We start from the raw sequence: 24,766 nt of genomic DNA on the forward strand, positions 1-24,766 counted from the left end.
CTAACTTCTGACGTTATTTATTTACCATTCAGCCACGGAGCCGTCGGCATGACGCCATAAAGGGTTTCGCCAGTCGGTAACGTTTTTACTGCGGGCAATCACCTGCTCTTCGTCAATTTCAACCCCAAGACCCGGCTTCATTAGAGGCAGGAAATAGCCACCGTCCATTTTAAAATCTTCTTTATTTTTCACGAAGTCGAGCAGCTCGGCGCCTTTGTTATAATGGATGCCCATGCTTTGCTCCTGGAATACCGCGTTGCGGGAAACAAAGTCGATGTGCAAACAGGCGGCCAGCGCAATCGGCCCCAGCGGGCAATGCGGGGCCAGAGAAACATCATAAGCTTCTGCCATACCGGCAATTTTGTAGCATTCGGTGATGCCGCCCGCGTGAGAGAGATCCGGCTGCAGAATGGCGATCCCGCCCGCTTCCAGCACTCGCTTGAATTCAAAGCGAGAGAACATACGTTCCCCGGCCGCAATAGGAATATGCGTTTGTGCCGCCAGGCGTGGATAATATTCTGCCTGTTCCGCCAGAACCGGCTCTTCAATAAACAGAGGGCGATATGGCTCCAGCTCTTTAATTAATACTTTCGCCATCGGGGCGCTAACTCGCCCATGGAAATCAAGGCCAAATTCAATTTCATTGCCGAAGGTTTCACGAATTTGAGCCACGGTATTGACGGCAGCATCAACGGCACGGGAATTATCGATAATGCCCATTTCCTCGCAACCATTTAATTTAAAAGTATCAAACCCGATTTTACGTAAGGACTTAATCCCGTCGATCACTTCTGCCGGGCGGTCGCCGCCTACCCAGCTGTAGGCTTTAATTTTATCCCGCACCAGGCCGCCCATCAGCTGCCATACCGGCGCGTTAAGCACCTTACCTTTAATATCCCAGAGTGCCTGATCGATCCCGGCGATGGCGCTCATCAGAATCGGGCCGCCGCGGTAGAACCCACCGCGATACATCACCTGCCACAGGTCGTTAATGCGGGCCGGATCCTGGCCAATCAGGTATTCGCTTAGTTCATGCACCGCCGCCTCAACGCTGCGGGCGCGGCCTTCGATAACAGGCTCTCCCCAGCCCACTACGCCTTCGTCAGTCTCAATTTTCAGGAACATCCAGCGCGGCGGTAAACGGTACGTCGTCAGTTTGGTAATTTTCATTGCACGGCCTCTTGATACGCTTTAACAAATGCTTTTGCCCTTTCGCTGGTGCGGCTCACCGGCTGCCCGGCACGGTATAAATCGCTGCCCAACCCCGCCCCGGCGCACCCTGCCTGCAGCCAGATGTGCAGGTTTTCCGGCGTCACGCCACCGACGGCAAACACCGACACATCCGGCGGAAGCACGGCTTTCAGCGCCTTGATGTAGTCCGGCCCGAAGGCAGAAGAAGGGAAAATTTTCAGCGTCTGCGCGCCCGCATCCAGCGCGGAAAAAGCCTCAGAGGCTGTCGCACAGCCCGCACAAACCGTCATACCGCTTGCCACGGCGCGGCGGATCACGTCCGGCTGTGTGTTTGGCGTGACCATCAGCTTGCTGCCCATTGCCGCAAGCTCGTCTACCTGCTCCGTTTTTAGCACCGTGCCCGCCCCGATCAGCGCTTTATCGCTGAACTCCGCGACCATAGAGGCGATGCTTTGCTGCCACTGCGGTGAATTGAGGGGAATTTCCACCGCATCAAACCCGGCATCCAACAGCGCGATTACGTGCGCCTGGACCTCCTGCGGGGTGATGCCGCGTAAAATCGCGATCAGCGGAAGCTTAGTTTGCCACTGCATTTGCAATACTCCTTATTCCTGCCTGGAAAGCATTGTCGCCATCCACCACCTGGCTGCTAAAGCCGAGCAGGGATAAAGCTGCCTGATAGCGAGCGCTAAGCGCGGGATTGGCCACAATGGTGACAGGCTGCCCGACCGGACAGGCAAAACGGCGCGTCATCGTCGCCACTTCACTGCCAATCAACAGCCCGGAAAGGAAATCGCTTACCTGCTCTCGCGGTAGCTGGCCCAGTACGTGCGCGGCGCGTACCTCAAAGAGTTGAGGCAGCAGGTCGCCATCATTGATCCCACGCTCGAGTCCGGCGTTAAACGCCTCAGGGCTGGCCTGCTGTTCTGGCAGACCAGTACCAATCAGGGAATGCTGAAGCAGCAGATGATGCAGTTCGCCGGTCAATACGGTGCGAAAATCGAGTACCGACTCTTCATCCGTTGGCACCCATTTGCAGTGGGTACCGGGCATAATGTAAAGCGGAGCAGGCTGCAGCGAGCGGGCACCCAGCAGCTGGGTTTCTTCGCCGCGCATCACGTTTTGGTTATCTTCGCGCTGCACGCACAGGCCAGGGACTATCCACACTTGCTCTGCCACGGCGGTCATCTGCTCGCTGAAAGTGGCAAAACGCGCGGGGCACGGCAGATATGGGGCAATTTTCCAGCCCGCGTTGCTGCCAACCATACCGGCCATCAGCACAGGCGTGGGCGTATCTCGCCAGCCTGCAACAATTTCACTAAACACCGCCTCTGGGGATCTGCCGCCCAGGCGCGTCACGCCTGAAGTACTTTTGCGGCTGTCGATGCATTCCCCGTCCTGGTAGAGCCAGGCGCGAAGGTTAGTCGATCCCCAGTCAATGGCGATGTAGCGAGATGTCATGTAATGTCCTTTAGTCGTTTAGTGGAGCTGGCGATCATGGTGAGCGCCGCCTGCTCCGCTGCTCCGCTGTCCTGATGACGGATCGCGTCATACAGCGCTTTATGTTCCTGCAGGGTTCTCGGCATGTTGGCCTCATCCCCCATCCAGGTTCGCTCAAAAACGGCCCGCTGCAGGGAGCTGATAGCAATACTCAACTGCTGCAAAACCGGGTTATGCACGGACTCCAGCACCGCTTCGTGGTAGCGGATATCCGCCTCGTTAAACGCATCGCGATTCTGGTTGTTCGCGACCATATCGTTCAGGGCACCTTCGATTCGGGCCAGGTCATTCGATGTCGCGCGCTCCGCCGCCCAGCGGGCAATGGCGGGTTCAACCAGATTTCGTACTTCACTCATCGCGGCGATGAGGCGCGGGTCGTAATCGTTCGCCAGCACCCACTGCAGCACCTCGGTATCGAGGTAGTTCCACTGATTACGGGGCTGAACGAACGCGCCGCGATAACGCTTCATTTCAATCAACCGCTTTGCCATCAGCGAGCGAAACACTTCCCGAATGATGTTGCGCGAAGTTTCAAACTCTTCGCATAGCTCGGCTTCTGCCGGTAATGCCGCGCCCGGCGCGTATTTACCACTCACGATTTGCTGGCCCAGCGTGACGATGATGCGGTCGGTTTTATTGAGGCTCATAACGGATTCCTTGTGAACAAAGTCTTACCCGCTACTTTACCGCCCCAGCTGAATTTCACCGCATTTTTGAAGTACAAATGTGAGACCAACTGCCGTTTCATTGCGCTCAATGTAGTACAATATATTCATGTTGTACTACAATATGGATCACATAATAGGCAATTCACGATCGAAAGAGTAAAAAAAAGCCCCGGCAGAGCCAGGGCAGCGGAGGTGAGAAGAGGCGGTTAATTCAGCACAAACTTCTCGATAGCGTAGGCCACGCCATCTTCCAGGTTGGATTTGGTGACGAAGTCGCTGACGGCTTTCACTTTGTCGGTCGCGTTGTCCATCGCCACGCCCATGCCAGCGTATTCCAGCATTGCGATGTCGTTTTCCTGGTCGCCGATGGTCATTACTTCTTCCGGCTTAATGCCCAGCTTCTCCGCCAGTGACTTCACGCCGGTGCCTTTGTTGACGCGCTTGTCGAGGATTTCCAGGAAGTAAGGCGAGCTTTTCAGCAGCGTATAGTGCTCAAAGACCTCGGCCGGGATTCTGGTGATGGCCTCATCGAGAATGGCCGGCTCGTCAATCATCATGACTTTCAGGAATTCGCCGTTTTTATCCATGTTTTCCGCTTCGCAGAACACCAAAGGAATACTGGCGATAAAGGACTCATGCACCGTGTAGTAGCTGATATCGCGGTTCGCGGTGTACAGGGTATGGCGATCCAGCGCGTGGAAATGTGAACCCACTTCGCGGGACAGGTTTTCCAGGAAACGATAGTCGTCATAATTCAGCGCCGTCTGGGCGACGGTGCTGCCGTCGCTTGCCTTCTGCACCAGCGCGCCGTTGTAAGTGATGCAGTAGTCACCGGGCTTATCCATCTGCAGCTCACGCAGGTAGCTTTCAACGCCAGCAAACGGACGACCGGTACAGATCACGACGTTCACGCCGCGCTCGCGCGCCGCCGCAACGGCCTGTTTTACCGCCGGAGAGATGGTGTGGTCTGGCAGCAGCAGCGTGCCATCCATATCAATTGCAATCAGTTTTATGGTCATGAGATCTTCAGAGGTAATGGATTTACCTCATGCTAACGCGATTCCGCTCAAAAAACAGCAGCAAACTCCGGGGAAAAGGGGGATGAGAGGCGAGGAGCAAACTCCTCTTTTAAACGCCCCGGACGTAAAGCCGGGGCCAACAAAAAGGTTAGCTGAACAACTTACCTTTCAACAGGTTAACGCCCGCACTCAGCAAGTCGTTATGGGCTTCCGGCGTCACTTCACCGTTTGGCGACAGCGCGTCGATCACCTTCGGCAGGTATTCCGCCAGTAAAGCGGAAGCCGAGCCGGTATCCACGCCCAGTTTTTCCCCCAGCGCGGCAACGGACGGCGAGCCCAGGGCCTGAGTTATCTGGTCGCCGCTCAGCGGCTGATTTGTACTGTTGCTGCTGAGCCAGGAGGAGACAATTTCGCTTAAGCCGCCCTGGCGCAGCTTTTCCAGCAGCGCCTGAATACCGCCCTGCTGTTCTACCCAGCTTAGAATGGCCTGATATTTACCCGCGTCGCCGTTCAGCAGCGAGCCCGCAACCTGATCAAAAAGTCCCATGGGGTTTCCCTCTGTGATGTAGAAAATCGACACCGGAAAGTATAGCGCCCATAAAAAAAGCCGTACTAAAAGCACGGCTCCTGGATCGGAACAGTTTTTGTTAGATATCGATGTTCGCCGCTTTCAGGGCGTTCTCTTCGATAAACGCACGACGTGGTTCAACCGCATCGCCCATCAGGGTGGTGAACAGCTGGTCCGCGGCAATCGCGTCTTTAACGGTCACGCGCAGCATGCGGCGGCTGTCAGGATCCATGGTGGTTTCCCACAGCTGCTCCGGGTTCATCTCGCCCAGGCCTTTATAACGCTGGATAGCGAGGCCACGACGGGACTCTTTCTGCAACCACTCCAGCGCCTGCTCGAAGCTGGCTACCGGCTGACGGCGTTCACCGCGTTCGATAAAGGCATCTTCTTCAATCAGGCCACGCAGCTTCTCACCGAGTGCGCAAAGACGGCCATATTCGCCCCCTTCCACAAACTCTTTTTCCAGCACGTAGTCAGTGTCCACGCCGTGAGTACGCACGCGTACAATCGGCTCAAACACGTTCAGCTCGCTGTTATGGTGAATATCGTATTTCCAGGTGCTGCCGTGCTGCTCTTTTTCGTTCAGCGTCGCGGTCAGCGCAGAAATCCACTGCGTCACTTTCGCTTCATCGGCCAGGTCGGCCACCTGCAGCGTTGGGTGATAAACCAGGTTGTTCAGCAGGTTACGCGGATAACGGCGCTCCATGCGGCCAATCATTTTCTGCGCGGTGTTGTACTCGGCCACCAGCTTCTCAAGCGGCTCACCGGCCAGAGCAGGTGCACTGGCGTTGGTGTGCAGAGTCGCGCCGTCAAGGGCGATAGCGATCTGGTACTGGTCCATCGCCTCATCGTCTTTGATGTACTGTTCCTGCTTGCCTTTCTTCACTTTGTACAGCGGCGGCTGGGCGATATAGACGTGGCCGCGCTCAACGATTTCCGGCATCTGACGATAGAAGAAGGTCAGCAGCAGCGTACGAATGTGGGAGCCGTCGACGTCCGCATCGGTCATGATGATGATGCTGTGGTAGCGCAGCTTGTCCGGGTTGTACTCGTCACGGCCAATGCCGCAGCCCAGCGCAGTGATAAGCGTCGCCACTTCCTGAGAAGAGAGCATCTTGTCAAAGCGCGCCTTCTCAACGTTGAGGATTTTACCTTTCAGCGGCAGGATCGCCTGGTTCTTACGGTTACGCCCCTGTTTTGCAGAGCCGCCCGCAGAGTCCCCTTCCACAAGGTACAGTTCAGACAGCGCCGGGTCGCGTTCCTGGCAGTCCGCCAGCTTGCCCGGCAGGCCAGCCAGGTCGAGCGCACCTTTACGGCGGGTCATTTCACGTGCGCGACGTGCAGCTTCACGGGCACGTGCAGCATCGATAATTTTGCCGACAACGATTTTTGCGTCAGACGGGTTTTCCAGCAGGTATTCGGCCAGCAGTTCGTTCATCTGCTGCTCAACCGCGGATTTCACTTCCGAAGAAACCAGCTTGTCTTTGGTCTGGGAAGAGAACTTAGGATCCGGCACTTTCACGGAAACAACGGCAATCAGGCCTTCACGCGCATCGTCACCGGTGGCGCTGACTTTGGCTTTTTTGCTGTAGCCTTCTTTGTCCATGTAGGCGTTCAGGGTACGGGTCATCGCCGCGCGGAAGCCCGCAAGGTGAGTACCGCCGTCGCGCTGAGGGATGTTGTTGGTGAAGCAGTAGATGTTTTCCTGGAAACCGTCGTTCCACTGCAGCGCCACTTCCACGCCGATACCGTCTTTTTCAGTGCTGAAATAGAACACGTTCGGGTGAATCGGGGTTTTGTTCTTGTTGAGGTACTCAACAAACGCCTTGATACCGCCTTCGTAGTGGAAGTGATCCTGCTTGCCGTCGCGCTTGTCGATCAGGCGGATAGACACGCCGGAGTTCAGGAACGACAGCTCGCGCAGACGCTTAGCCAGGATTTCGTATTCGAATTCGGTTACGTTGGTGAAGGTTTCATGGCTCGGCCAGAAACGCACCTGAGTCCCGGTCACATCGGCGTCACCGGTCACTGCCAGCGGAGCCTGAGGCTCACCGTGGATGTAGGTTTGCTGATGCACTTTGCCTTCGCGGCGAATCACCAGTTCCAGTTTCTGGGACAGGGCGTTAACCACCGAGACGCCTACGCCGTGCAGGCCGCCGGACACCTTATAGGAGTTGTCATCGAACTTCCCGCCGGCGTGCAGTACGGTCATGATAACCTGCGCCGCAGAAACGCCTTCTTCCGGGTGAATACCGGTCGGAATACCACGGCCATCATCGGTTACCGAGACGGAGTTATCCGCGTGGATAGTGACCACGATGTCTTTACAGTGGCCCGCGAGCGCTTCGTCGATAGCGTTATCCACGACCTCAAATACCATGTGGTGCAGACCGGTGCCGTCATCCGTATCGCCGATATACATGCCCGGGCGCTTACGTACCGCATCCAGCCCCTTAAGGACTTTGATACTGGAGGAGTCATAAGAATTCGACATCAACGTTTCTCGCTCATTTAATCTTGGGTTAATCCGCTATTTTACCCTGATCCACGGCGAACATCTTTGAATTTTTGTCCGCCATATCCATCACATGTTCGGCGCTGATCGCGCTAACAAAAACTTGTGACTCCGTGGCCTTTAACCGGCTGGCCAACAGGCCGCGCCTGGCGTCATCCAGTTCAGAGGCAAAATCATCTATCAGATACAGGCAACGCCGCCCGTTCTGCCGGGTGAGAAACTCACCCTGCGCCAGTCGTAAGGCGCACATCAGTAATTTAAGTTGCCCGCGCGAGAGCGTGTCTTCCACCGGCGCCCCGTCGGCACGAATACGAAAATCCGCTTTATGCGGGCCGTGCGCGGTATAGGTCAGCATCCGGTCGCGTTCGAAATTGCGCTCCAGCACTTCGCTATAGTCGCTCTCTTTCTCCCAGCCGCGCTGGAAGGAGAAGCTCAGGGCAAATTCCGGTAAAAACTGTGCGCAGGTATCTGCCATATCTTCCGCAATGGCGGCGCTGTAGTCGGCGCGCCAGCGGCTGATTTGCTCGGCCAGCGGAATCAGCTCCTGATCCCACGGGCGCAGCTGCGCGTAGCGTGTCACCTGGCGCAACGCAGCGTTACGTTGCTTCAGCAGGCGTTTGAGGTTGCTCCAGGCCACAAAAAAGCCAGGTTCATTGTGAAAACAGCCCCAATCAAGGAAAGCTCTACGGTATTTGGGGCCACCGCCCAGCAAAGTAAACCCCTCCGGCGTAATCAGCTGCATCGGCATCATCATCGCCAGTTCGGCGATTTTGTGGCCGTCGCTGCCGTCAATGCGCACTTTGCTGTCGCCGGTACGGTCTTTGGTCAGGCCGATCGCGGTTTCCCTTTCACCGTCCTGAAGCCGCCCGTGCAAAACAAAAGCGTCCTGCTCATGGCGGATCACGCGTTCAATTTTCAGGCTGCGAAAAGCCCGACCGTGCCCGAGGGTGTAGATCGCCTCAAGCACGCTGGTTTTGCCGCTGCCGTTAGCACCGACCAGAAAATTAAAGCCAGGAGAAAGAGCGAGATCCGCGTTTTCGATGTTGCGAAAGTCTTTAATCAGCAAACGCGTGAGTGACATCTACAGTCTCATTGGCATAACAACATAGGCCGCCGCCTGGCTGGCCGCGTCTTCAATCTGCACGCTGGAAACGGAGTCGGTCAGCAGAATGCGGACGTTCTCGCACTTCAGGGCGTTCAGCACGTCCAGCACATAGCTGACGTTGAAGCCGATTTCCATCTCGGTACCGTCGTAGGAAACGTCCAGAATCTCTTCTGCTTCTTCCTGCTCGGGGTTGTTTGCCGTGATTTTCAGCTGGTTTTCGCTGACGAATAGGCGCACGCCGCGGAATTTCTCGTTCGACAGAATCGCCGCACGGGCAAACGCCTGCTTCAGCAGATCGCAGCCTGCATCGAGGTGTTTATCCGGGTTCTTCGGCAGCACGCGACGGTAATCCGGGAAGCGGCCATCCACCAGCTTGGAGGTAAAGATGAAGTCACCGACATGGGCGCGAATGTTATTGCTGCCGATTTGCACGCGCAGCGGAGTTTCACCGCCGTCGAGCATACGCATCAGCTCAATCACGCCTTTACGCGGCACGATAACCGAATGATTTGGCAAAGGCTGACCAACCGGCATTGAACAGACCGCCAGACGGTGGCCATCCGTTGCAACGGTACGCAGATCTTCGCCTTCGGTTTCGAACAGCATGCCGTTCAGGTAATAGCGAACGTCCTGATGCGCCATAGAGAACTGCGTGGCTTCGATCAGGCGCTTCATGGTCGCCTGCGGCAGGGTAAATTCTACCTCGCTCTGCCAGTCGTCCAGGTTCGGGAAGTCCGCCGCCGGCAGCGTGGAAAGCGAGAAGCGGCTACGCCCGGAGCGAACCAGCATGCGGTCGCCCTCCAGCTGTACCGCAATTTCAGCCCCTTCCGGCAGGCCACGGCAGATATCGAAGAATTTACGTGCAGGTACGGTTGTTGCCCCAGGTTCATGAGGCTGTACCAGCGCCACGCGCGCCACCATCTCCATTTCCAGATCGGTACCGGTTAAAGAGAGTGCACCTTCAGCCACCTGCAGCAGCAGATTGCCCAGGATAGGCAGAGTAGGACGGCCTCCGAGGGGGCCACTTACCTGCTGCAGCGGTTTTAATAAATGTTCACGTTCAACGGTAAATTTCATAGCGTCACGAAGATAATGTTCTGATTAAATTGGAGAAATCTTCTTTGATATCGTGGCTTTCTTCACGCAACTGCTCAATCTTGCGGCAGGCATGTAAAACCGTGGTGTGGTCGCGTCCACCAAAAGCATCGCCAATTTCCGGCAGGCTATGGTTGGTCAGCTCTTTTGCCAGCGCCATCGCCATCTGGCGCGGGCGGGCAACGGAACGGGAGCGACGCTTGGACAGCAAGTCAGCGACCTTAATTTTATAATACTCGGCCACCGTTTTCTGAATATTATCGATGGTGACCAGCTTCTCCTGAAGCGCCAGCAGATCGCGCAGCGCTTCACGCACGAAGTCGATGGTGATCGCCCGGCCGGTAAAGTTGGCGTTGGCGATTACGCGGTTCAGCGCCCCTTCCAGCTCACGGACGTTGGAGCGCAGTCGCTTGGCAATAAAGAAGGCCACTTCGCCCGGCAGACGGATATCGTTCTCGTCGGCCTTTTTCATCAGGATCGCCACGCGGGTTTCAAGCTCCGGCGGCTCGATCGCTACCGTCAGCCCCCAGCCGAAACGGGATTTCAAACGATCCTCCACGCCGTTGATCTCTTTTGGATAGCGATCCGACGTCAGAATGATCTGTTGATTCCCTTCCAGCAGGGCATTAAAGGTGTGGAAAAACTCTTCCTGAGAACGTTCTTTATTGGCAAAAAACTGGATGTCATCGATAAGCAGCGCATCCACCGAGCGGTAATAGCGTTTGAACTCTTCGATGGCGTTGTTCTGCAGCGCCTTAACCATGTCCTGAACAAAACGCTCAGAGTGCATGTACACCACTTTAGCATTCGGCTTGCGGGCCATGATGCCGTTACCCACCGCGTGTAAAAGGTGAGTTTTACCTAAACCGGTGCCGCCATAAAGGAAGAGCGGGTTATACGCGCCGCCTGGGTTATCGGCCACCTGGCGTGCCGCCGCGCGGGCCAGCTGGTTCGATTTACCTTCAACGAAGTTATCAAAGGTGTGTTTCAGGTTAACGTTAGAACGGTAGGACGGCTCAGCAGGCGCAGGCACATTGTCCCAGCTTGGGCGCATTGGTGCCACAGCGCGAGCAACCTGCGCAGGAGCGGAGGTCGTGGCCAGCTCGGCAACAGGCTGCGTCACGGGCTTACTGCCCACTTCAAAACGCAGCAAAGGCGCGTCGGTGCCGCAGAAGTCGTTGAGCAGGCCATTGATATTATTAAGGTACTTATCCCGCACCCAGTCGAGTACGAAACGGTTAGGCGCGTACAAAGCCAGCGTGTTATCGCTCAGTTCCGCCTGTAGGGGGCGTATCCACATACTGAATTCTGTGGCTGGTAACTCATCCTGCAATCGGGCAAGACACTGCTGCCAAAGCGAAAGTGACACGGCGGACTCCACTCGAACAAAGTCGATAAAAAGACGAAGACTGAAAGTTATACATTCATGATTGTTGACACGCGCTCTCAGGCTGTGGGAGGCGCGCGAACCGCTATTTGCGGTTTCCCCGGTGAAGGCTGGATCACGATCGGGACCGCGGATCATAGCCTAAAGCGCGGCAGAGATCTTCTGTTTCTCACAGATTCTTCACGAATTATCCACAGGGAAGTTTTGAGCGGGTTAAGTGTAATCGATCCTGGCACACGTGCAGCGTATAACCGTCTCATATTGGAAAATTTAATGACTAGCGCACAAATATCGCTAAAGAGATCTGATGAAGATCCTCGCGGATCCTTGCGCTTTCACGGTAAGCCCGTATAATTCTCCACCCGTCGCGTAATGCCGCTGTACTTCAGCGGAGATCCGGGCCTCTTTTCGGGGTCAAAAAGGGCGCAGCAGTAAGGGAATTGAATTGACTCCGGAGTGTACAATTATTACAATCCGGCCTCTTTAATCAGCCACACTGAAGCGTAAGTCGTTCGCAGACCCTGTAGGGCGTTACGCAAATCCAGTGAAATTTAATAGTTTAGGTAGAAATCGCCATGAAACGCACTTTTCAACCGTCTGTACTGAAGCGCAACCGTTCTCACGGCTTCCGTGCTCGTATGGCTACTAAAAATGGTCGTCAGGTTCTGGCACGTCGTCGTGCTAAAGGCCGCGCTCGTCTGACCGTTTCTAAGTAATAAAAGCTAACCCCTGAGTGGTTAAGCTAGCTTTTCCCAGGGAGTTACGTTTGTTAACTCCCAATCATTTCACATTCGTCTTCCAGCAGCCACAACGGGCTGGCACGCCGCAAATCACCATTCTCGGCCGCCTTAATTCGCTGGGGCATCCCCGCATCGGTCTCACAGTCGCTAAGAAAAACGTAAAACGCGCCCACGAACGCAATCGGATTAAACGTCTGACGCGTGAAAGCTTCCGTCTGCGTCAGCACGAACTGCCACCAATGGATTTCGTGGTAGTAGCGAAAAAAGGGGTTGCCGATCTGGATAACCAGGCTTTATCGGAAGCATTGGAAAAGTTATGGCGCCGCCATTGTCGCCAGGCTCGCGGGTCCTGATAGCCCTCATCAGGGTCTATCAACGCCTGATTAGTCCGCTTCTCGGGCCGCATTGTCGTTTCACCCCAACCTGTTCTCACTACGGAATTGAGGCCTTGCGCAGGTTTGGAGTGTTAAAAGGCAGTTGGTTAACGATGAAACGCGTACTAAAATGCCACCCTTTGAACCCTGGTGGAGACGATCCCGTTCCGCCCGGACCTTTTGATACCAGAGAACACTAACGATGGATTCGCAACGCAATCTTTTTCTCATCGCTTTGTTGTTCGTGTCTTTCATGATCTGGCAAGCCTGGGAGCAGGACCACGCTCCTCAACCTCAGGTGCAGCAGACCACGCAGACCACGAACAGCCAGGGTAACGCCGCTAACCAGGGTGTGCCGGCCAGTGGCCAGGGAAAACTCATTACGGTTAAAACTGACGTTCTTGAACTGACCATCAACACCCGCGGTGGTGATGTAGAACAAGCGCTGTTGCCAACCTACCCGAAAGAGTTGAAATCCGCAGAGCCGTTCCAACTGCTGGAAACCACGCCTGAATTTATCTACCAGGCACAGAGCGGCCTGACCGGTCGTGATGGCCCGGATAACCCGGCGAACGGCGATCGTCCGCTGTATAACGCCACTGCCGATACCTTCGCGCTGGCGGATGGCCAGAACGAACTGGTTGTCCCGATGACGTTTACCGACGCCGCTGGCAACACCTTCACCAAGACCTTCACCCTGAAACGCGGTGAGTTCTCTGTCGGTGTGGACTACAACGTGAAGAACGTGGGCGAGAAACCGCTGGAGCTGGCGACCTTTGGTCAGCTGAAGCAGTCCATCAACCTGCCTTCTCATCGCGACACCGGCAGCAGCAACTTTGCGCTGCATACCTTCCGTGGCGCGGCGTACTCCACCCCGGACGCGAAATACGAAAAAGTTAAGTTCGACAACATCGCTGACGGTGAAAACCTGAACGTCAACGCCAACAGCGGTTGGGTGGCGATGCTGCAGCAGTACTTTGCTACCGCATGGGTGCCGCATACTCAGGGCGCGAACAACTTCTACACCACCAAGCTGAACAACGACGTTGCGGCAATTGGCTACAAATCTGCCTCGCAGATCGTCCAGCCAGGCCAGACCGCTCAGATGGGCAGCACCCTGTGGGTAGGTCCAGAGATTCAGGACAAAATGGCGGCCGTTGCGCCACACCTTGACCTGACCGTAGATTACGGCTGGCTGTGGTTCATCTCTCAGCCGCTGTTTAAGCTGCTGAAATTTATCCACAGCTTCATCGGTAACTGGGGCTTCTCCATTATCGTTATCACCTTTATCGTTCGTGGCATCATGTACCCGCTGACCAAAGCGCAGTACACCTCGATGGCCAAAATGCGTATGCTGCAGCCAAAACTGGCGGCCATGCGTGAGCGTATCGGTGACGACAAGCAGCGTATGAGCCAGGAAATGATGGCGCTGTACAAAGCTGAGAAGGTTAACCCGCTGGGCGGCTGCTTCCCGCTGATCATCCAGATGCCAATCTTCCTGGCGCTGTACTACATGCTGATGGGCTCCGTTGAACTGCGCCACGCGCCGTTCGCACTGTGGATCCACGACCTGTCTGCACAGGACCCGTACTACATCCTGCCGATTCTGATGGGCGCCACGATGTTCTTCATCCAGAAGATGTCGCCGACCACCGTAACCGACCCGATGCAGCAGAAGATCATGACCTTTATGCCGGTCATCTTCACCGTGTTCTTCCTGTGGTTCCCGTCAGGTCTGGTGCTGTACTATATCGTCAGCAACCTGGTGACCATCCTTCAGCAGCAGCTGATTTATCGCGGTCTGGAAAAGCGTGGCCTGCATAGCCGCGACAAGAAAAAGACCTGATAATATTTGGCGTTAAGCTTATGAAAGGCGGTCGATTGACCGCCTTTTTCTTTTTGATTCAAGGTCTGAGATAAACGATGAGCAATCATGACACTATCATTGCCCAGGCTACTCCGCCGGGGCGTGGCGGCGTAGGTATCCTGCGTATTTCCGGCCGCCAGGCGCGCGAGGTCGCAGAGGCGGTGCTCGGTAAGCTGCCGAAGCCGCGCTACGCCGATTACCTTCCCTTCCGTGATGCCGACGGTAGCGCGCTGGATCAGGGTATTGCGCTGTGGTTTCCTGGCCCGAACTCCTTCACCGGTGAAGATGTTCTTGAACTGCAGGGGCACGGCGGCCCGGTCATTCTCGACCTGCTGCTAAAACGTATTCTGACGCTGCCGGGTTTGCGCATCGCCAAACCAGGTGAGTTTTCCGAACGCGCATTTCTGAACGATAAGCTCGACCTGGCGCAGGCAGAAGCCATTGCCGACCTGATCGATGCCAGCTCCGAGCAGGCCGCTCGCTCAGCGCTTAATTCGCTACAGGGAGCGTTCTCCGCGCGTATTAACCACCTGGTGGAAGCCCTGACTCACCTGCGTATCTACGTGGAAGCGGCTATCGACTTCCCGGACGAAGAGATCGACTTCCTCTCCGACGGAAAAATAGAAGCCCAGTTGCATCGGGTCATTGGCGATCTTGACGCGGTGCGCGCCGAAGCCCGCCAGGGCAGCCTGCTGCGCGAAGGCATGAAGGTGGTTATCGCCGGACGCCCTAACGCCGGTAAATCCAGCCTGCTGAACGCGCTGGCCGGACGCGAGGCCGCTATCGTCACCGATATTGCCGGCACCACGCGTGACGTGCTGCGCGAACATATCCACATCGACGGCATGCCGCTGCATATCATCGATACCGCAGGCCTGCGTGAAGCCAGCGATGAAGTTGAACGCATCGGGATTGAGCGTGCCTGGAAAGAGATTGAGCAGGCGGATCGCGTGTTATTCATGGTGGACGGCACCACCACCGACGCCGTTGACCCGGCGACGATTTGGCCAGATTTTATCGCTCGTCTACCGGAGCGTTTGCCGATTACCGTGGTGCGCAATAAAGCGGACGTCACTGGCGAAACGCTTGGCCTGAGCGAAGTAAATGGTCACTCACTTGTCAGGCTCTCCGCCCGTACCGGGGAAGGTGTCGACGTGCTGCGTGCGCATCTGAAAGAGAGCATGGGCTTCGAAACCAACATGGAAGGCGGCTTCCTCGCCCGCCGCCGTCACCTGCAGGCGCTCGAGCAAGCCGCTGAACACCTGCAACAGGGCAAAGCCCAACTGCTGGGTGCCTGGGCTGGCGAATTGCTGGCGGAAGAGCTGCGTCTGGCGCAACAGAACTTAAGTGAAATCACCGGCGAATTTAGCTCTGACGACCTGTTAGGCCGCATCTTCTCGAGCTTCTGTATCGGGAAATAACCCCTTACCGCCGCCCCGCGTCACACTTCATGATGCGGGGCATTTTCCTCATATTTAAAATACTTCATCATTTCAAGACGATGTCTTCAGATCGACATTTTTAAGTGCTTCACTGACGCAAACCACTAAGAATTTTCCCAGGATTGAATATATAATATATTGCTCAAAAAATAGGTCACTCTATTGAAGAGCATCAATGACAACGCATTGAGCCAGAGACTACTATTCGATCCCTGACAAGATTCAGGATCGGATGCGGAGCGCTGTTTCAGCCACCCGAAGCAGCATGACATCGACTGACCATTATCAAGGAGCGACAAATGGCGACGCATTTTGCAAGATGGGCTCTGAACCCTCCCAACCTCACTTCACCCCGGCTGAGCGACGAGGTTCTTAACGCCGCCAGCCTGATGCCGGAGCACCGCCGCACGCGCTATCTAGCGTCGCGTACGCTGGTCGCAGAAATGATGTTTATGCTCTATGGCACCCAACGCCTGCCGCAAATCATCACCTCTACGGCAGGACGTCCGCGCTTTGCCGACGCGGAATTGCCGGATTTCAGCATTGCCTATGCCGGTAACATGGTGGGTGTGCTACTGGCCACCGAAGGACGCTGCGGGCTGGACATGGAGCTTCGCCGCAGTTTCCAGGCACCGTCCCCGGTCGTACCGCCGTCTCAGTCCAGCAGCAGCGAGATCACCTGGATCAACAACCAAAACGATCCTAATGAAGCCCGTACCCAGCTGCATACGCTCCGCCGTAGCGTCCTGAAACTGACGGACAATCCCCAGACGAGCCTGAGCACACTACAATTGTTGCCTGGCTCTGGTCGTCTGCGCGTCATAAACGAGCCGCATATTGAAGCGATCAGCGATGCGGAAGATATCCTTATCTGGGGCTGTGCCGTAGCACCGGGCGTGGAACGCCTGAAGCTTTGGGAGTTCGACGGCCAACAGGGCTGGAACGCCCTGCCGGATGCCGAAGCACGCAGCCGAAGCGCTCAGGCGCGCATCATTCGCCTGACGGGTATATCATCAGAGACAGCAACGCCGCATAACACATTTTCCCGAACGTCCTGACACATAAAGGAGTACCAATGTCTGATTCGTTGAAGATAGTGACTTTACTGGGGAGCCTGCGTAAGGGTTCATTTAACGCGATGGTCGCCCGTACGCTGCCGAACATCGCCCCGGCAGGTATGCAGATTGATGCCCTGCCTTCCATTGGCGACATCCCGCTGTACGATGCCGACATCCAGCAGGAAGAAGGTTTCCCACAGAGCGTGGAAGCCCTTGCCGAGCAAATCCGCCAGGCAGATGGCGTGGTGATTGTGACGCCTGAGTACAACTATTCCGTGCCGGGTGGCCTGAAAAACGCCATTGACTGGCTTTCTCGCCTGCCTGAGCAGCCGCTGGCCGGCAAACCAGTGCTGATTCAAACCAGCTCTATGGGCGCTATCGGCGGCGCACGCTGCCAGTATCACCTGCGCCAGATCCTTGTTTTCCTGGATGCGATGGTGATGAACAAGCCTGAGTTTATGGGCGGCGTGATTCAGAACAAAGTGGACCCACAGAGCGGCGAAGTGGTCGATCAAAGCACGCTCGACCATCTGACCGGGCAACTGACCGCCTTTGGCGATTACATCCGGCGCGTCAAAGCTTGATTCCAGGCCAAAAAAAACGCCAGTCACATGACTGGCGTTGTTGTTTTTAGCGTCTGGCTTTAATCAACAAACACAATTTTCAGCACAAACAGCAGCGCCACGATGATCACGCACGGGCTCAGCTCGCGCCAGCGGCCAGTGCCCAACTTCATGACACAGTAAGAAATAAAGCCCAGCGCGATGCCTTCGGTAATGGAGAAGCTGAACGGCATCATCACGGCGGTAACAAACGCCGGTACCGCTTCGGTCAGGTCATCCCACTTCACGCGGGCCAGACTGGAAGTCATCAGCACGCCAACGTAAATCAGCGCCCCTGCGGCCGCATACGCAGGCACCATGCCCGCCAGCGGTGACAGGAAGATAACCAGCAGGAACAGCAGGCCAACCACGATAGCGGTCAGGCCGGTGCGGCCCCCGACGGACACGCCGGATGAGCTTTCGATGTAAGCGGTAACGGAAGAGGTGCCGAAGAACGAGCCGGTCACGGAAGAGATGCTGTCCACGAAAAGCGCCTGCTTCATGCGCGGGAACTTGCCCTTCTCGTCGGTTAACCCAGCTTTGTCCGTGACGCCAATCAGGGTACCGGAGGAGTCAAACAGGTTCACCAGCATGAAGGAGAAGATCACGCCCGCGAGCCCCAGATTCAGCGAACCGGCTAAATCCACCTGCCCGACAACGCTGCTCACGCTTGGTGGCGCAGACACGATGCCGTGATACTGCACGTCGCCCAGCAGCCAGCCCAGCAGCGTGGTTACCACGATAGACACCAGCACCGCCGCGTGAATATTACGTGAAGCGAGAATCGCAATGATAAAGAAGCCCAAAGCCCCCAGCAGCACGCTGTGGGAAGTCAGGTTCCCGATGCTGACCAGCGTCTCTTTATTGGCCACGATGATCCCGGCATTTTTCAGCCCCATCATGCCAATAAACAGGCCGATACCGCTGGTAATGCCAACGCGCAGGCCAAGTGGGATATTCGCAATCATCCAGTAGCGAACGCGGAAAATGGTCAGCAGCAGCAGGCCCACGGCGCCCCAGAAGATAGCGCCCATGCCGACTTGCCAGGACAGGCCCATCGCGCCAACAACCACGAAGGCGAAGAAGGCGTTCAGGCCCATCGCCGGTGCCAGCGCCACAGGCAGGTTGGCAAAAATCCCCATCAGGATGCTGCCAAAGGCGGCTATCAGGCAGGTGGTGACGAATACCGCCTGTGTATCCATCCCGGCTGCGCCGAGGATTTGTGGGTTAACAAAAACGATGTACACCATCGTCAGGAAGGTGGTGAACCCGGCGATCACCTCGGTGCGGGCGTTAGTACCGTGTTCGCGTAATTTGAACGCGCGTTCGAGCAGCCCCGGGGTTGTTTCCGGAGTGGACTGTGGTTGGCTCATTATCGGTTTCCGAACTAAAAGAGGAAAAAATACGCCGCTATCCTATACCAAAATTGGCAGGGGATAACGCAAATTATCCACTTTTTTCGCTGAAATTACCGCAACGGGATCGATTGCGTTGCGCAAAAAGCATAGAGTAAACGTTAAACCAAAGAGAAAGGAAATGGCATGTCCCGGATAGAAGCGGTGTTTTTTGACTGCGATGGAACGCTGGTCGACAGCGAGGTCATCTGCTCCAAAGCCTACGTACATATGTTTGCGCAATACGGTATTCAACTTGCGCTCGATGATGTCTTTAAGACCTTCAAAGGCGTCAAACTCTACGAAATTATCGACACCATCAATGCTGAGTACGGCACCAACCTGCCCAAGCTTGAACTGGAAGTGATTTACCGCGCCGAAGTTGCCCGCCTGTTTGACAGCGAACTTCAGGAGATCGCCGGGGCAAACACGCTGCTGGCGCAAATCAATAAGCCGATGTGCGTGGTATCCAACGGCCCGATCAGCAAAATGCAGCACTCTCTCGGCAAAACCGGGATGCTCGACTACTTCCCGAATGCCCTGTACAGCGGTTACGACATTCAGCGCTGGAAGCCGGACCCGGCCCTGATGTTCCACGCGGCGAAACTGATGAACATAGACGTAGAGCACTGCATTCTGGTGGATGATTCTATGGCGGGTGCGCAGTCGGGTATTGCGGCGGGAATGGAGGTGTTTTACTTCTGTGCCGATCCGCATAACAAGCCGATCGACCATCCAAAGGTGACGACGTTTACCGATTTGGCCGAGTTACCGGACTTGTGGAAAGCGCGCGGCTGGGAGATTACGGCGTAGGCGTTGCCCCTCACCCCGGCCCTCTCCCCAAAGGGGCGAGGGGGAAACACACCCTTTCCTTCTGGTTACTCGATTGCACGTAAGCAGACTGCGGTCGATCCCCTCTCCCTTTTAGGGAGAGGGTTAGGGTGAGGGTCACAAAATTAAAGGAACATCCCGCCGGAAACCTCAATCCGCTGCGCGTTCATCCAGCCCGTCTCATCACTAAGAATTGCCGCAATGGCATCGCCGATATCATCCGGCAGACCTACGCGCCCTAATGCGGTTTGTGCCGCAATAGCCTTCGAAACGTGTTCGTTGTCGCGCACAATACCGCCGCTGAAATCGGTAGCGATAGCGCCAGGCGCAATAATATTCACCGCAATCCCACGCGAGCCCAGCTCTTTAGCCTGGTACTTGGTCAGCACTTCCATCGCCCCTTTCATCGTCGCGTAAGCGGCTTTGCCCGGCAGCGAGAAACGAGTCAGGCCGGTGGAAACATTCAGAATGCGGCCGCCGTCTTTAATCAGCGGCAGCAGGCCCTGAGTCAGGAAGAAAGGCCCTTTCAGATGGATGTTCATTATTTCATCGAACTGCGCTTCGGTGGTCTCGGCAAACGACGCTTCAAGACCGATTCCAGCGTTGTTCAATAAATAATCAAACGTATCTCGCTGCCAGACGCGATGCAGCGTTTCTTTCACTTGCTCAACAAATCCAGCGAAGGTAGAAGAATCGCCGACGTTGAGCTGAATTGCTGCCGCTTTCACGCCTTTTTGCTCAATTTCGCGCACAACATCTTCGGCTTCCTGACGCTGGCTATTATAGGTCAGCAGAATGCCGATTCCGCGTGCGGCCAGCTTCAGCGCTGCGTTTTTACCTAAACCACGGCTGCCGCCGGTCACTAAAGCAATGCGTTGACTCATGATACACCCCTTATTTGGCTGTCAGGACATTGAGATACAGCTTATTAGCTGATACAAAATCAATAAATACGGCCAGATGCGCCTCACTGTTTCATTCAAAGCAACAATGTGGTGATAAGATGGATAAAATACACGCAATGCAGCTTTTCGTGCGGGTTGCAGAGCTGGAGAGCTTTACCCGCGCCGCAGACACGCTTGGGCTACCGAAGGGCAGCGTTTCTCGCCAGATTCAGGCACTGGAAACGTCACTCGGCACTCGCCTGCTGCACCGCACCACTCGCCGGGTTCAGCTCACCCAGGACGGTATGGTTTATTACGAACGCTGCCGCGACCTGTTAACCAACCTGGATGAACTCGACGGTCTGTTTCAGACCGATCCCGCCAGCGTCAGCGGGCGCATCAGGGTTGATATGCCCGTTACGCTGGCGCGCGGTTTGATCATTCCGAAGCTGCCGGGGTTCCTGCAGCAGTACCCGGGCATAGAGTTAGAGCTTAGCAGCAGCGACAGAATGGTAGATGTCGTGCGGGAAGGGTTTGACTGCGTGGTGCGCGTGGGTCACCTCAAAGACTCCGGCCTGGTGGCACGGCCGCTGGGGAAATTCACCATGATCAACTGCGCCAGCCCTGACTACCTCAGCCGCTTTGGCTATCCCGAAAGCCTGGACGACCTGGCTTCTCATGCGCTGGTGCATTACGCTCAAAACCTTGGCACCCGCCCACAAGGCTTTGAAGTCTGGCTGGATAAAACAACGCAGTGGGTGAAAACCGGTGGTCTGATTACCGTTAATAGCACGGAAACCTACCAGGCCGCCTGTGTCGCCGGGCTGGGGATCATTCAGGTACCTCGTGTGGGCGTGAAAACCCAGCTCAAAGAGGGCAGTCTGGTGGAAATTTTGCCTCAGTACCGCGCCGAGCCGATGCCTATTTCTCTGCTTTATCCGCATCGCCGCAACCTCTCCCGGCGAGTACATTTGTTTATGGAATGGCTAAGCGGCGTACTCAAAGCCTATGTCGATTAGCGTTATGGCTATAATTTCCTTAAGATCCTGCCATAGCAAAAGGAAAATTGACCCGATGACGACGCCGGATAACCGCGAAAAACGCCCAACCCACGAGCTCGAGTATGAGCCTGTTGTATCTATCGACACGCAGCAGGATGAAGCGCAAAACGAGCCCGCAGAGAACGAACCGCTGGTAAAGCTTAAAACCGGTAACGCCGCGGTGAACAGCACCATATCCGCGGTCAACAAAACGGTCAGGCAGCCGATGGTTGCCCACCTGCTCCGCGCCGCAGAGCGCTTTAATGACCGGCTTGGGAACCAGTTTGGTGCCGCCATTACCTACTTCTCGTTTCTGTCACTGATCCCCATCATGATGGTGGCCTTCGCGGCAGGCGGTTACGTGCTGGCCTCGCATCCGACGCTGCTCGAAGACATTTTTGCCAAAATCCTTGAGAACGTCAGCGATCCGACGCTCGCCGCCACCCTGAAAAACACCATCAATACCGCGGTTCAGCAGCGCACCACCGTTGGCCTGGTCGGGCTGCTGATTGCGCTTTACTCCGGTATTAACTGGATGGGCAACCTGCGTGAAGCGGTACGCGCCCAGTCGCGGGATAAGTGGGAACGCAGCCCGCAGGATCAGGAAAAATTCTGGGTAAAATACCTGCGCGACTTTATTTCATTGATTGGCCTGCTTATTGCGCTGATCGTCACTCTGTCTATTACCTCGATTTCCGGCTCGGCCCAGACGCTGCTGATCGGCCTGCTGCACCTGGGCGATATCGAATGGCTCAAACCGGCCTGGCATCTGGTTGGCCTGGCCATTTCGATTTTTGCTAACTACCTGCTGTTCTTCTGGATATTCTGGCGGTTGCCGCGCCACCGCCCGCGCCGTAAAGCGCTCATTCGCGGCACGCTGATTGCGGCCATCGGCTTTGAGGTGATTAAAATCATCATGACCTACAGTCTGCCAAAGCTCGTCAGCTCGCCTTCCGGGGCAGCTTTTGGCTCGGTGCTGGGGCTGATGGCCTTCTTCTATTTCTTCGCCCGCCTGACGCTGTTCTGCGCGGCCTGGATTGCCACCGCAGAATACAAAGACGACCCGAGGATGCCGGGGAAAACGCATAAATAATCCGGTCATGATTTCCGGTCAGGATAGGTGGCCTGCCGACCCCCAGGTTAGCAGGCCAACTTGTCTAAACCTCCGACCAGAGAACATGCCATGACAACTGCCTCCGTACCCAAACTCCAGAAAACCGTTATTGACCCCAGCGTTCGTCTGCGCGAAACACACATCGGCGAACAGTGCGAAATACTCGCCAACAGCGTGCTGGAATACAGCACTCTCGGCGACTTCTCCTACCTCGGGGAACACTGCTGCGTGGCCGACAGCGAGATCGGCAAATTCACCGCCATTGCCAACCATGTCCGGCTTGGCGCCCCCAATCACCCGATGGATCGCCCCTCACAGCACCGCTTTACCTACTGCCCTGAGTACTACGCGACCGGCGTCGGGCGGGATACTTCGTTCTTTGCTCATCGCCGTGAAGACCGGGTGATCATTGGTAACGACGTGTGGATTGGTCACGGCGTTATCGTCTTGCCCGGTGTGACGGTTGGCGACGGGGCCGTGCTTGCCGCGGGCGCGGTGGTCAGCAAAGATGTGCCGCCGTACACCATCGTTGGTGGCGTGCCAGCTAAACCCATTCGCAGCCGTTTCCCGCAGGAGGTTGTTGCAAGTCTGCAGCGCATTGCCTGGTGGGACTGGCCACTGGAGAAATTAATGGCGCACCTGCCGGAATTTCAATCCGGGGAGATAGCCAGTTTCTGCGCTCGCTGGGACAAGCCGAGCAACTCAGCAGATAAATCTAACTAGTAACTTTTATTTAACCTAAAACCAGTTTTATTCTCTATTTTGAAAATTTTGTGAAGCATTTCATGGAAGGTTACGGGCAGGCTTAAAAATTATCCACTTAATGCGCGTTTTTTGAACTACTCCGCCCGGTGCAGCGCGTTGAAATGCTTCTTTTGCTATGCGTAAATGGACTTTCGTTCGCCATAAATAAGAAAAATCTATGCAAGCATCCGTTGCCACAACTCTCGATACCGGGGCTGACACTACGCCCGTAAACTCACGCGGAAAAGTCGTTGTTGCTTCGCTGGTCGGCACGGCCATCGAATTCTTCGACTTCTACATTTATGCCACCGCGGCGGTGATTGTCTTCCCGCACATCTTCTTCCCGCAGGGTGACCCGACGGCCGCCACGCTACAGTCTCTCGCCACTTTTGCTATCGCCTTTGTGGCTCGCCCGATTGGTTCGGCGCTATTCGGCCACTTCGGCGACCGCGTAGGTCGTAAAGTCACGCTGGTCGCTTCCTTGCTCACGATGGGGATCTCGACCGTCGTCATCGGCCTGCTGCCAGGCTATGCCAGTATTGGTATCTTCGCCCCGCTTCTGCTGGCGCTGGCCCGTTTTGGCCAGGGTCTTGGCCTGGGCGGTGAATGGGGTGGCGCGGCATTGCTGGCCACGGAGAACGCGCCGCCGCGCAAACGCGCGCTGTACGGTTCATTCCCGCAGTTGGGCGCGCCGATCGGCTTCTTCTTCGCCAACGGCACCTTCCTGCTGCTTTCATGGCTGCTGACCGACGAGCAGTTCATGTCCTGGGGCTGGCGCGTACCGTTCATTCTTTCTGCCGTTCTGGTCATTATCGGGCTTTATGTCCGCGTTTCGCTGCATGAAACGCCAGTATTCGCGAAGATTGCCAAAGCAGGCAAGCAGGTCAAAGTCCCGCTGGGCACGCTGCTAACCAAACATTTGAAGGCGACAATTCTCGGCACCTTCATCATGCTGGCCACCTATACGCTGTTCTATATCATGACGGTTTACTCCATGACCTTCAGCACCGCACCCGTTCCGGCGGGACTTGGCTTCTCGCGCAATGAGGTGCTGTGGATGCTGATGATGGCAGTGATTGGCTTTGGTGTGATGGTGCCGATTGCGGGCTATCTGGCGGATGCTTTTGGCCGCCGTAAGAGCATGATTGTGATCACCAGCCTGATGATTCTGTTTGCGCTGTTCGTCTTCCCGCCGCTGTTGGGCTCCGGGAACCAGGCGCTGGTGATGGCCTATCTGCTGATTGGCCTAAGCCTGATGGGGCTGACCTTTGGCCCGATGGGGGCGCTGCTGCCGGAGATGTTCCCGACGGAAGTCCGCTACACCGGCGCGTCATTCTCCTACAACGTCGCGTCCATTCTTGGCGCTTCCGTCGCACCGTATATCGCGACCTGGCTGCAGGCTAATTACGGCCTGTTCTATGTCGGCGTGTATCTGGCGGCGATGTCTGCCCTGACGCTGATTGCGCTGTTGTTGAGCAAAGAGACCCGCCACCAGTCGCTGTAATTTTTACCCTCACCCTAACCCTCTCCCTAAAAGGGAGAGCAGCTGTGTTTAAAGTCAAGGGTGGCGCTATGTCGTCACCCATTCTTTATTATCCCGAAGCATTGCATTCAGGATGGTCACCAGC

General features: G+C 55.8%; 24 protein-coding genes. 12 read left to right on the forward strand and 12 right to left on the reverse strand.

Translation table 11 applies throughout. The features are described 5' to 3' along the window. Window positions 1-21 precede the first annotated feature (21 nt). From dgoD to dnaA, 10 genes are all read right to left on the reverse strand, one after another. Window positions 22-1,170: a galactonate dehydratase gene (gene dgoD / locus B9Y90_RS03790; RefSeq protein ID WP_039288899.1), complete on the reverse strand. Its 1,149-nt coding sequence runs from the start codon at window positions 1,168-1,170 to the stop codon at window positions 22-24. Further along, window positions 1,167-1,784, reverse strand: coding sequence for a 2-dehydro-3-deoxy-6-phosphogalactonate aldolase (locus tag B9Y90_RS03795; RefSeq protein WP_085540260.1), 618 nt, complete (start codon window positions 1,782-1,784; stop codon window positions 1,167-1,169). Before B9Y90_RS03795 ends, dgoD begins: the two co-directional genes overlap by 4 nt. Next, entirely contained in the window at window positions 1,768-2,652 is an 885-nt protein-coding gene (locus B9Y90_RS03800; RefSeq protein WP_085540261.1) for a 2-dehydro-3-deoxygalactonokinase, read from the reverse strand. Before B9Y90_RS03800 ends, B9Y90_RS03795 begins: the two co-directional genes overlap by 17 nt. Then, window positions 2,649-3,338 carry a D-galactonate utilization transcriptional regulator DgoR gene (gene dgoR / locus B9Y90_RS03805; RefSeq protein WP_085540262.1) on the reverse strand — a complete coding sequence of 230 codons (690 nt, stop codon included), beginning with the start codon at window positions 3,336-3,338 and terminating at the stop codon, window positions 2,649-2,651. The genes B9Y90_RS03800 and dgoR overlap by 4 nt, the downstream gene beginning before the upstream one ends. 227 nt (window positions 3,339-3,565) lie before the next feature. After that, window positions 3,566-4,378: a sugar-phosphatase gene (yidA, locus tag B9Y90_RS03810; RefSeq protein WP_085540263.1), complete on the reverse strand. Its 813-nt coding sequence runs from the start codon at window positions 4,376-4,378 to the stop codon at window positions 3,566-3,568. 148 nt (window positions 4,379-4,526) lie between these two features. Then, on the reverse strand, window positions 4,527-4,925 hold the full coding sequence (locus B9Y90_RS03815) for a YidB family protein (protein ID WP_085540264.1): 399 nt from the start codon (window positions 4,923-4,925) through the stop codon (window positions 4,527-4,529). A gap of 100 nt (window positions 4,926-5,025) precedes the next feature. Then, window positions 5,026-7,440, reverse strand: a complete 2,415-nt coding sequence (gene gyrB / locus B9Y90_RS03820; protein WP_085540265.1) for a DNA topoisomerase (ATP-hydrolyzing) subunit B — start codon at window positions 7,438-7,440, stop codon at window positions 5,026-5,028. A gap of 28 nt (window positions 7,441-7,468) precedes the next feature. After that, window positions 7,469-8,542, reverse strand: coding sequence for a DNA replication/repair protein RecF (gene recF / locus B9Y90_RS03825; protein ID WP_045784363.1), 1,074 nt, complete (start codon window positions 8,540-8,542; stop codon window positions 7,469-7,471). Further along, window positions 8,543-9,643 carry a DNA polymerase III subunit beta gene (gene dnaN, locus B9Y90_RS03830; RefSeq protein WP_039288915.1) on the reverse strand — a complete coding sequence of 367 codons (1,101 nt, stop codon included), beginning with the start codon at window positions 9,641-9,643 and terminating at the stop codon, window positions 8,543-8,545. It abuts the gene before it with no gap. Between the two features lie 4 nt (window positions 9,644-9,647). Continuing rightward, entirely contained in the window at window positions 9,648-11,030 is a 1,383-nt protein-coding gene (dnaA, locus tag B9Y90_RS03835) for a chromosomal replication initiator protein DnaA (RefSeq protein ID WP_039296385.1), read from the reverse strand. Window positions 11,031-11,623: 593 nt separating this feature from the next. Between dnaA and rpmH the strand changes: the two genes are divergently transcribed. From rpmH to B9Y90_RS03870, 7 genes are all read left to right on the forward strand, one after another. Next, window positions 11,624-11,764: a 50S ribosomal protein L34 gene (rpmH, locus tag B9Y90_RS03840; protein WP_000831330.1), complete on the forward strand. Its 141-nt coding sequence runs from the start codon at window positions 11,624-11,626 to the stop codon at window positions 11,762-11,764. A 17-nt stretch (window positions 11,765-11,781) separates the two neighbouring features. Continuing rightward, window positions 11,782-12,141: a ribonuclease P protein component gene (rnpA, locus tag B9Y90_RS03845; protein ID WP_071842695.1), complete on the forward strand. Its 360-nt coding sequence runs from the start codon at window positions 11,782-11,784 to the stop codon at window positions 12,139-12,141. Further along, on the forward strand, window positions 12,105-12,362 hold the full coding sequence (gene yidD, locus B9Y90_RS03850; RefSeq protein ID WP_071530513.1) for a membrane protein insertion efficiency factor YidD: 258 nt from the start codon (window positions 12,105-12,107) through the stop codon (window positions 12,360-12,362). Before rnpA ends, yidD begins: the two co-directional genes overlap by 37 nt. Window positions 12,363-12,364: 2 nt before the next feature. Further along, window positions 12,365-14,008, forward strand: a complete 1,644-nt coding sequence (gene yidC, locus B9Y90_RS03855) for a membrane protein insertase YidC (RefSeq protein WP_085540266.1) — start codon at window positions 12,365-12,367, stop codon at window positions 14,006-14,008. A gap of 77 nt (window positions 14,009-14,085) precedes the next feature. After that, window positions 14,086-15,450 carry a tRNA uridine-5-carboxymethylaminomethyl(34) synthesis GTPase MnmE gene (gene mnmE, locus B9Y90_RS03860; RefSeq protein WP_085540267.1) on the forward strand — a complete coding sequence of 455 codons (1,365 nt, stop codon included), beginning with the start codon at window positions 14,086-14,088 and terminating at the stop codon, window positions 15,448-15,450. Window positions 15,451-15,770: 320 nt separating this feature from the next. After that, window positions 15,771-16,529, forward strand: a complete 759-nt coding sequence (locus B9Y90_RS03865; protein ID WP_085540268.1) for a 4'-phosphopantetheinyl transferase family protein — start codon at window positions 15,771-15,773, stop codon at window positions 16,527-16,529. Window positions 16,530-16,546: 17 nt separating this feature from the next. Further along, entirely contained in the window at window positions 16,547-17,113 is a 567-nt protein-coding gene (locus B9Y90_RS03870) for an NADPH-dependent FMN reductase (RefSeq protein ID WP_039288927.1), read from the forward strand. Between the two features lie 59 nt (window positions 17,114-17,172). On the opposite strand, the gene B9Y90_RS03875 is transcribed toward B9Y90_RS03870, so the two are convergent. Beyond that, a complete protein-coding gene (locus B9Y90_RS03875) occupies window positions 17,173-18,504 on the reverse strand; it encodes an NCS2 family permease (RefSeq protein WP_039288928.1) in 1,332 nt (443 codons plus the stop codon). Between the two features lie 168 nt (window positions 18,505-18,672). Here B9Y90_RS03875 and yieH point away from each other — a divergent pair, with 168 nt between their 5' ends. Continuing rightward, window positions 18,673-19,338 (forward strand): 6-phosphogluconate phosphatase, encoded by a 666-nt coding sequence (gene yieH, locus B9Y90_RS03880; RefSeq protein WP_085540269.1) that lies wholly within the window; start codon window positions 18,673-18,675, stop codon window positions 19,336-19,338. A 143-nt stretch (window positions 19,339-19,481) separates the two neighbouring features. On the opposite strand, the gene B9Y90_RS03885 is transcribed toward yieH, so the two are convergent. Further along, window positions 19,482-20,240 (reverse strand): SDR family NAD(P)-dependent oxidoreductase, encoded by a 759-nt coding sequence (locus B9Y90_RS03885; protein WP_085540270.1) that lies wholly within the window; start codon window positions 20,238-20,240, stop codon window positions 19,482-19,484. A gap of 119 nt (window positions 20,241-20,359) precedes the next feature. Here B9Y90_RS03885 and B9Y90_RS03890 point away from each other — a divergent pair, with 119 nt between their 5' ends. From B9Y90_RS03890 to B9Y90_RS03905, 4 genes are all read left to right on the forward strand, one after another. After that, complete coding sequence (locus B9Y90_RS03890; RefSeq protein WP_039288934.1) at window positions 20,360-21,259, forward strand: LysR family transcriptional regulator; 900 nt, start codon at window positions 20,360-20,362, stop codon at window positions 21,257-21,259. 55 nt (window positions 21,260-21,314) lie between these two features. Next, window positions 21,315-22,373, forward strand: a complete 1,059-nt coding sequence (gene yhjD / locus B9Y90_RS03895; protein WP_039288936.1) for an inner membrane protein YhjD — start codon at window positions 21,315-21,317, stop codon at window positions 22,371-22,373. 90 nt (window positions 22,374-22,463) lie between these two features. Next, window positions 22,464-23,117, forward strand: a complete 654-nt coding sequence (locus B9Y90_RS03900; protein WP_085540271.1) for a DapH/DapD/GlmU-related protein — start codon at window positions 22,464-22,466, stop codon at window positions 23,115-23,117. A 199-nt stretch (window positions 23,118-23,316) separates the two neighbouring features. Next, window positions 23,317-24,642 (forward strand): MFS transporter, encoded by a 1,326-nt coding sequence (locus B9Y90_RS03905; RefSeq protein ID WP_085540272.1) that lies wholly within the window; start codon window positions 23,317-23,319, stop codon window positions 24,640-24,642. Window positions 24,643-24,766: the final 124 nt, after the last annotated feature.

It is taken from the genome of Cedecea sp. NFIX57, from assembly GCF_900177785.1.
Taxonomy (GTDB): Bacteria; Pseudomonadota; Gammaproteobacteria; order Enterobacterales; family Enterobacteriaceae; genus Cedecea; species Cedecea neteri_C.

What these genes read in the sequence shown, in the direction of transcription:
- gyrB (WP_085540265.1), bottom strand. Translation starts at nt 7,440, where the DNA reads ATGTCGAATTCTTATGACTCCTCCAGTATCAAAGTCCTTAAGGGGCTG.
- B9Y90_RS03905 (WP_085540272.1), top strand. Translation starts at nt 23,317, where the DNA reads ATGCAAGCATCCGTTGCCACAACTCTCGATACCGGGGCTGACACTACG.
- B9Y90_RS03890 (WP_039288934.1), top strand. Translation starts at nt 20,360, where the DNA reads ATGGATAAAATACACGCAATGCAGCTTTTCGTGCGGGTTGCAGAGCTG.
- yidA (WP_085540263.1), bottom strand. Translation starts at nt 4,378, where the DNA reads ATGACCATAAAACTGATTGCAATTGATATGGATGGCACGCTGCTGCTG.
- dgoR (WP_085540262.1), bottom strand. Translation starts at nt 3,338, where the DNA reads ATGAGCCTCAATAAAACCGACCGCATCATCGTCACGCTGGGCCAGCAA.
- yidD (WP_071530513.1), top strand. Translation starts at nt 12,105, where the DNA reads ATGGCGCCGCCATTGTCGCCAGGCTCGCGGGTCCTGATAGCCCTCATC.
- B9Y90_RS03870 (WP_039288927.1), top strand. Translation starts at nt 16,547, where the DNA reads ATGTCTGATTCGTTGAAGATAGTGACTTTACTGGGGAGCCTGCGTAAG.
- yhjD (WP_039288936.1), top strand. Translation starts at nt 21,315, where the DNA reads ATGACGACGCCGGATAACCGCGAAAAACGCCCAACCCACGAGCTCGAG.
- yidC (WP_085540266.1), top strand. Translation starts at nt 12,365, where the DNA reads ATGGATTCGCAACGCAATCTTTTTCTCATCGCTTTGTTGTTCGTGTCT.
- B9Y90_RS03815 (WP_085540264.1), bottom strand. Translation starts at nt 4,925, where the DNA reads ATGGGACTTTTTGATCAGGTTGCGGGCTCGCTGCTGAACGGCGACGCG.
- B9Y90_RS03795 (WP_085540260.1), bottom strand. Translation starts at nt 1,784, where the DNA reads ATGCAGTGGCAAACTAAGCTTCCGCTGATCGCGATTTTACGCGGCATC.
- yieH (WP_085540269.1), top strand. Translation starts at nt 18,673, where the DNA reads ATGTCCCGGATAGAAGCGGTGTTTTTTGACTGCGATGGAACGCTGGTC.
- B9Y90_RS03865 (WP_085540268.1), top strand. Translation starts at nt 15,771, where the DNA reads ATGGCGACGCATTTTGCAAGATGGGCTCTGAACCCTCCCAACCTCACT.
- mnmE (WP_085540267.1), top strand. Translation starts at nt 14,086, where the DNA reads ATGAGCAATCATGACACTATCATTGCCCAGGCTACTCCGCCGGGGCGT.
- B9Y90_RS03875 (WP_039288928.1), bottom strand. Translation starts at nt 18,504, where the DNA reads ATGAGCCAACCACAGTCCACTCCGGAAACAACCCCGGGGCTGCTCGAA.
- rpmH (WP_000831330.1), top strand. Translation starts at nt 11,624, where the DNA reads ATGAAACGCACTTTTCAACCGTCTGTACTGAAGCGCAACCGTTCTCAC.
- B9Y90_RS03800 (WP_085540261.1), bottom strand. Translation starts at nt 2,652, where the DNA reads ATGACATCTCGCTACATCGCCATTGACTGGGGATCGACTAACCTTCGC.
- B9Y90_RS03885 (WP_085540270.1), bottom strand. Translation starts at nt 20,240, where the DNA reads ATGAGTCAACGCATTGCTTTAGTGACCGGCGGCAGCCGTGGTTTAGGT.
- dnaN (WP_039288915.1), bottom strand. Translation starts at nt 9,643, where the DNA reads ATGAAATTTACCGTTGAACGTGAACATTTATTAAAACCGCTGCAGCAG.
- B9Y90_RS03900 (WP_085540271.1), top strand. Translation starts at nt 22,464, where the DNA reads ATGACAACTGCCTCCGTACCCAAACTCCAGAAAACCGTTATTGACCCC.
- recF (WP_045784363.1), bottom strand. Translation starts at nt 8,542, where the DNA reads ATGTCACTCACGCGTTTGCTGATTAAAGACTTTCGCAACATCGAAAAC.
- dgoD (WP_039288899.1), bottom strand. Translation starts at nt 1,170, where the DNA reads ATGAAAATTACCAAACTGACGACGTACCGTTTACCGCCGCGCTGGATG.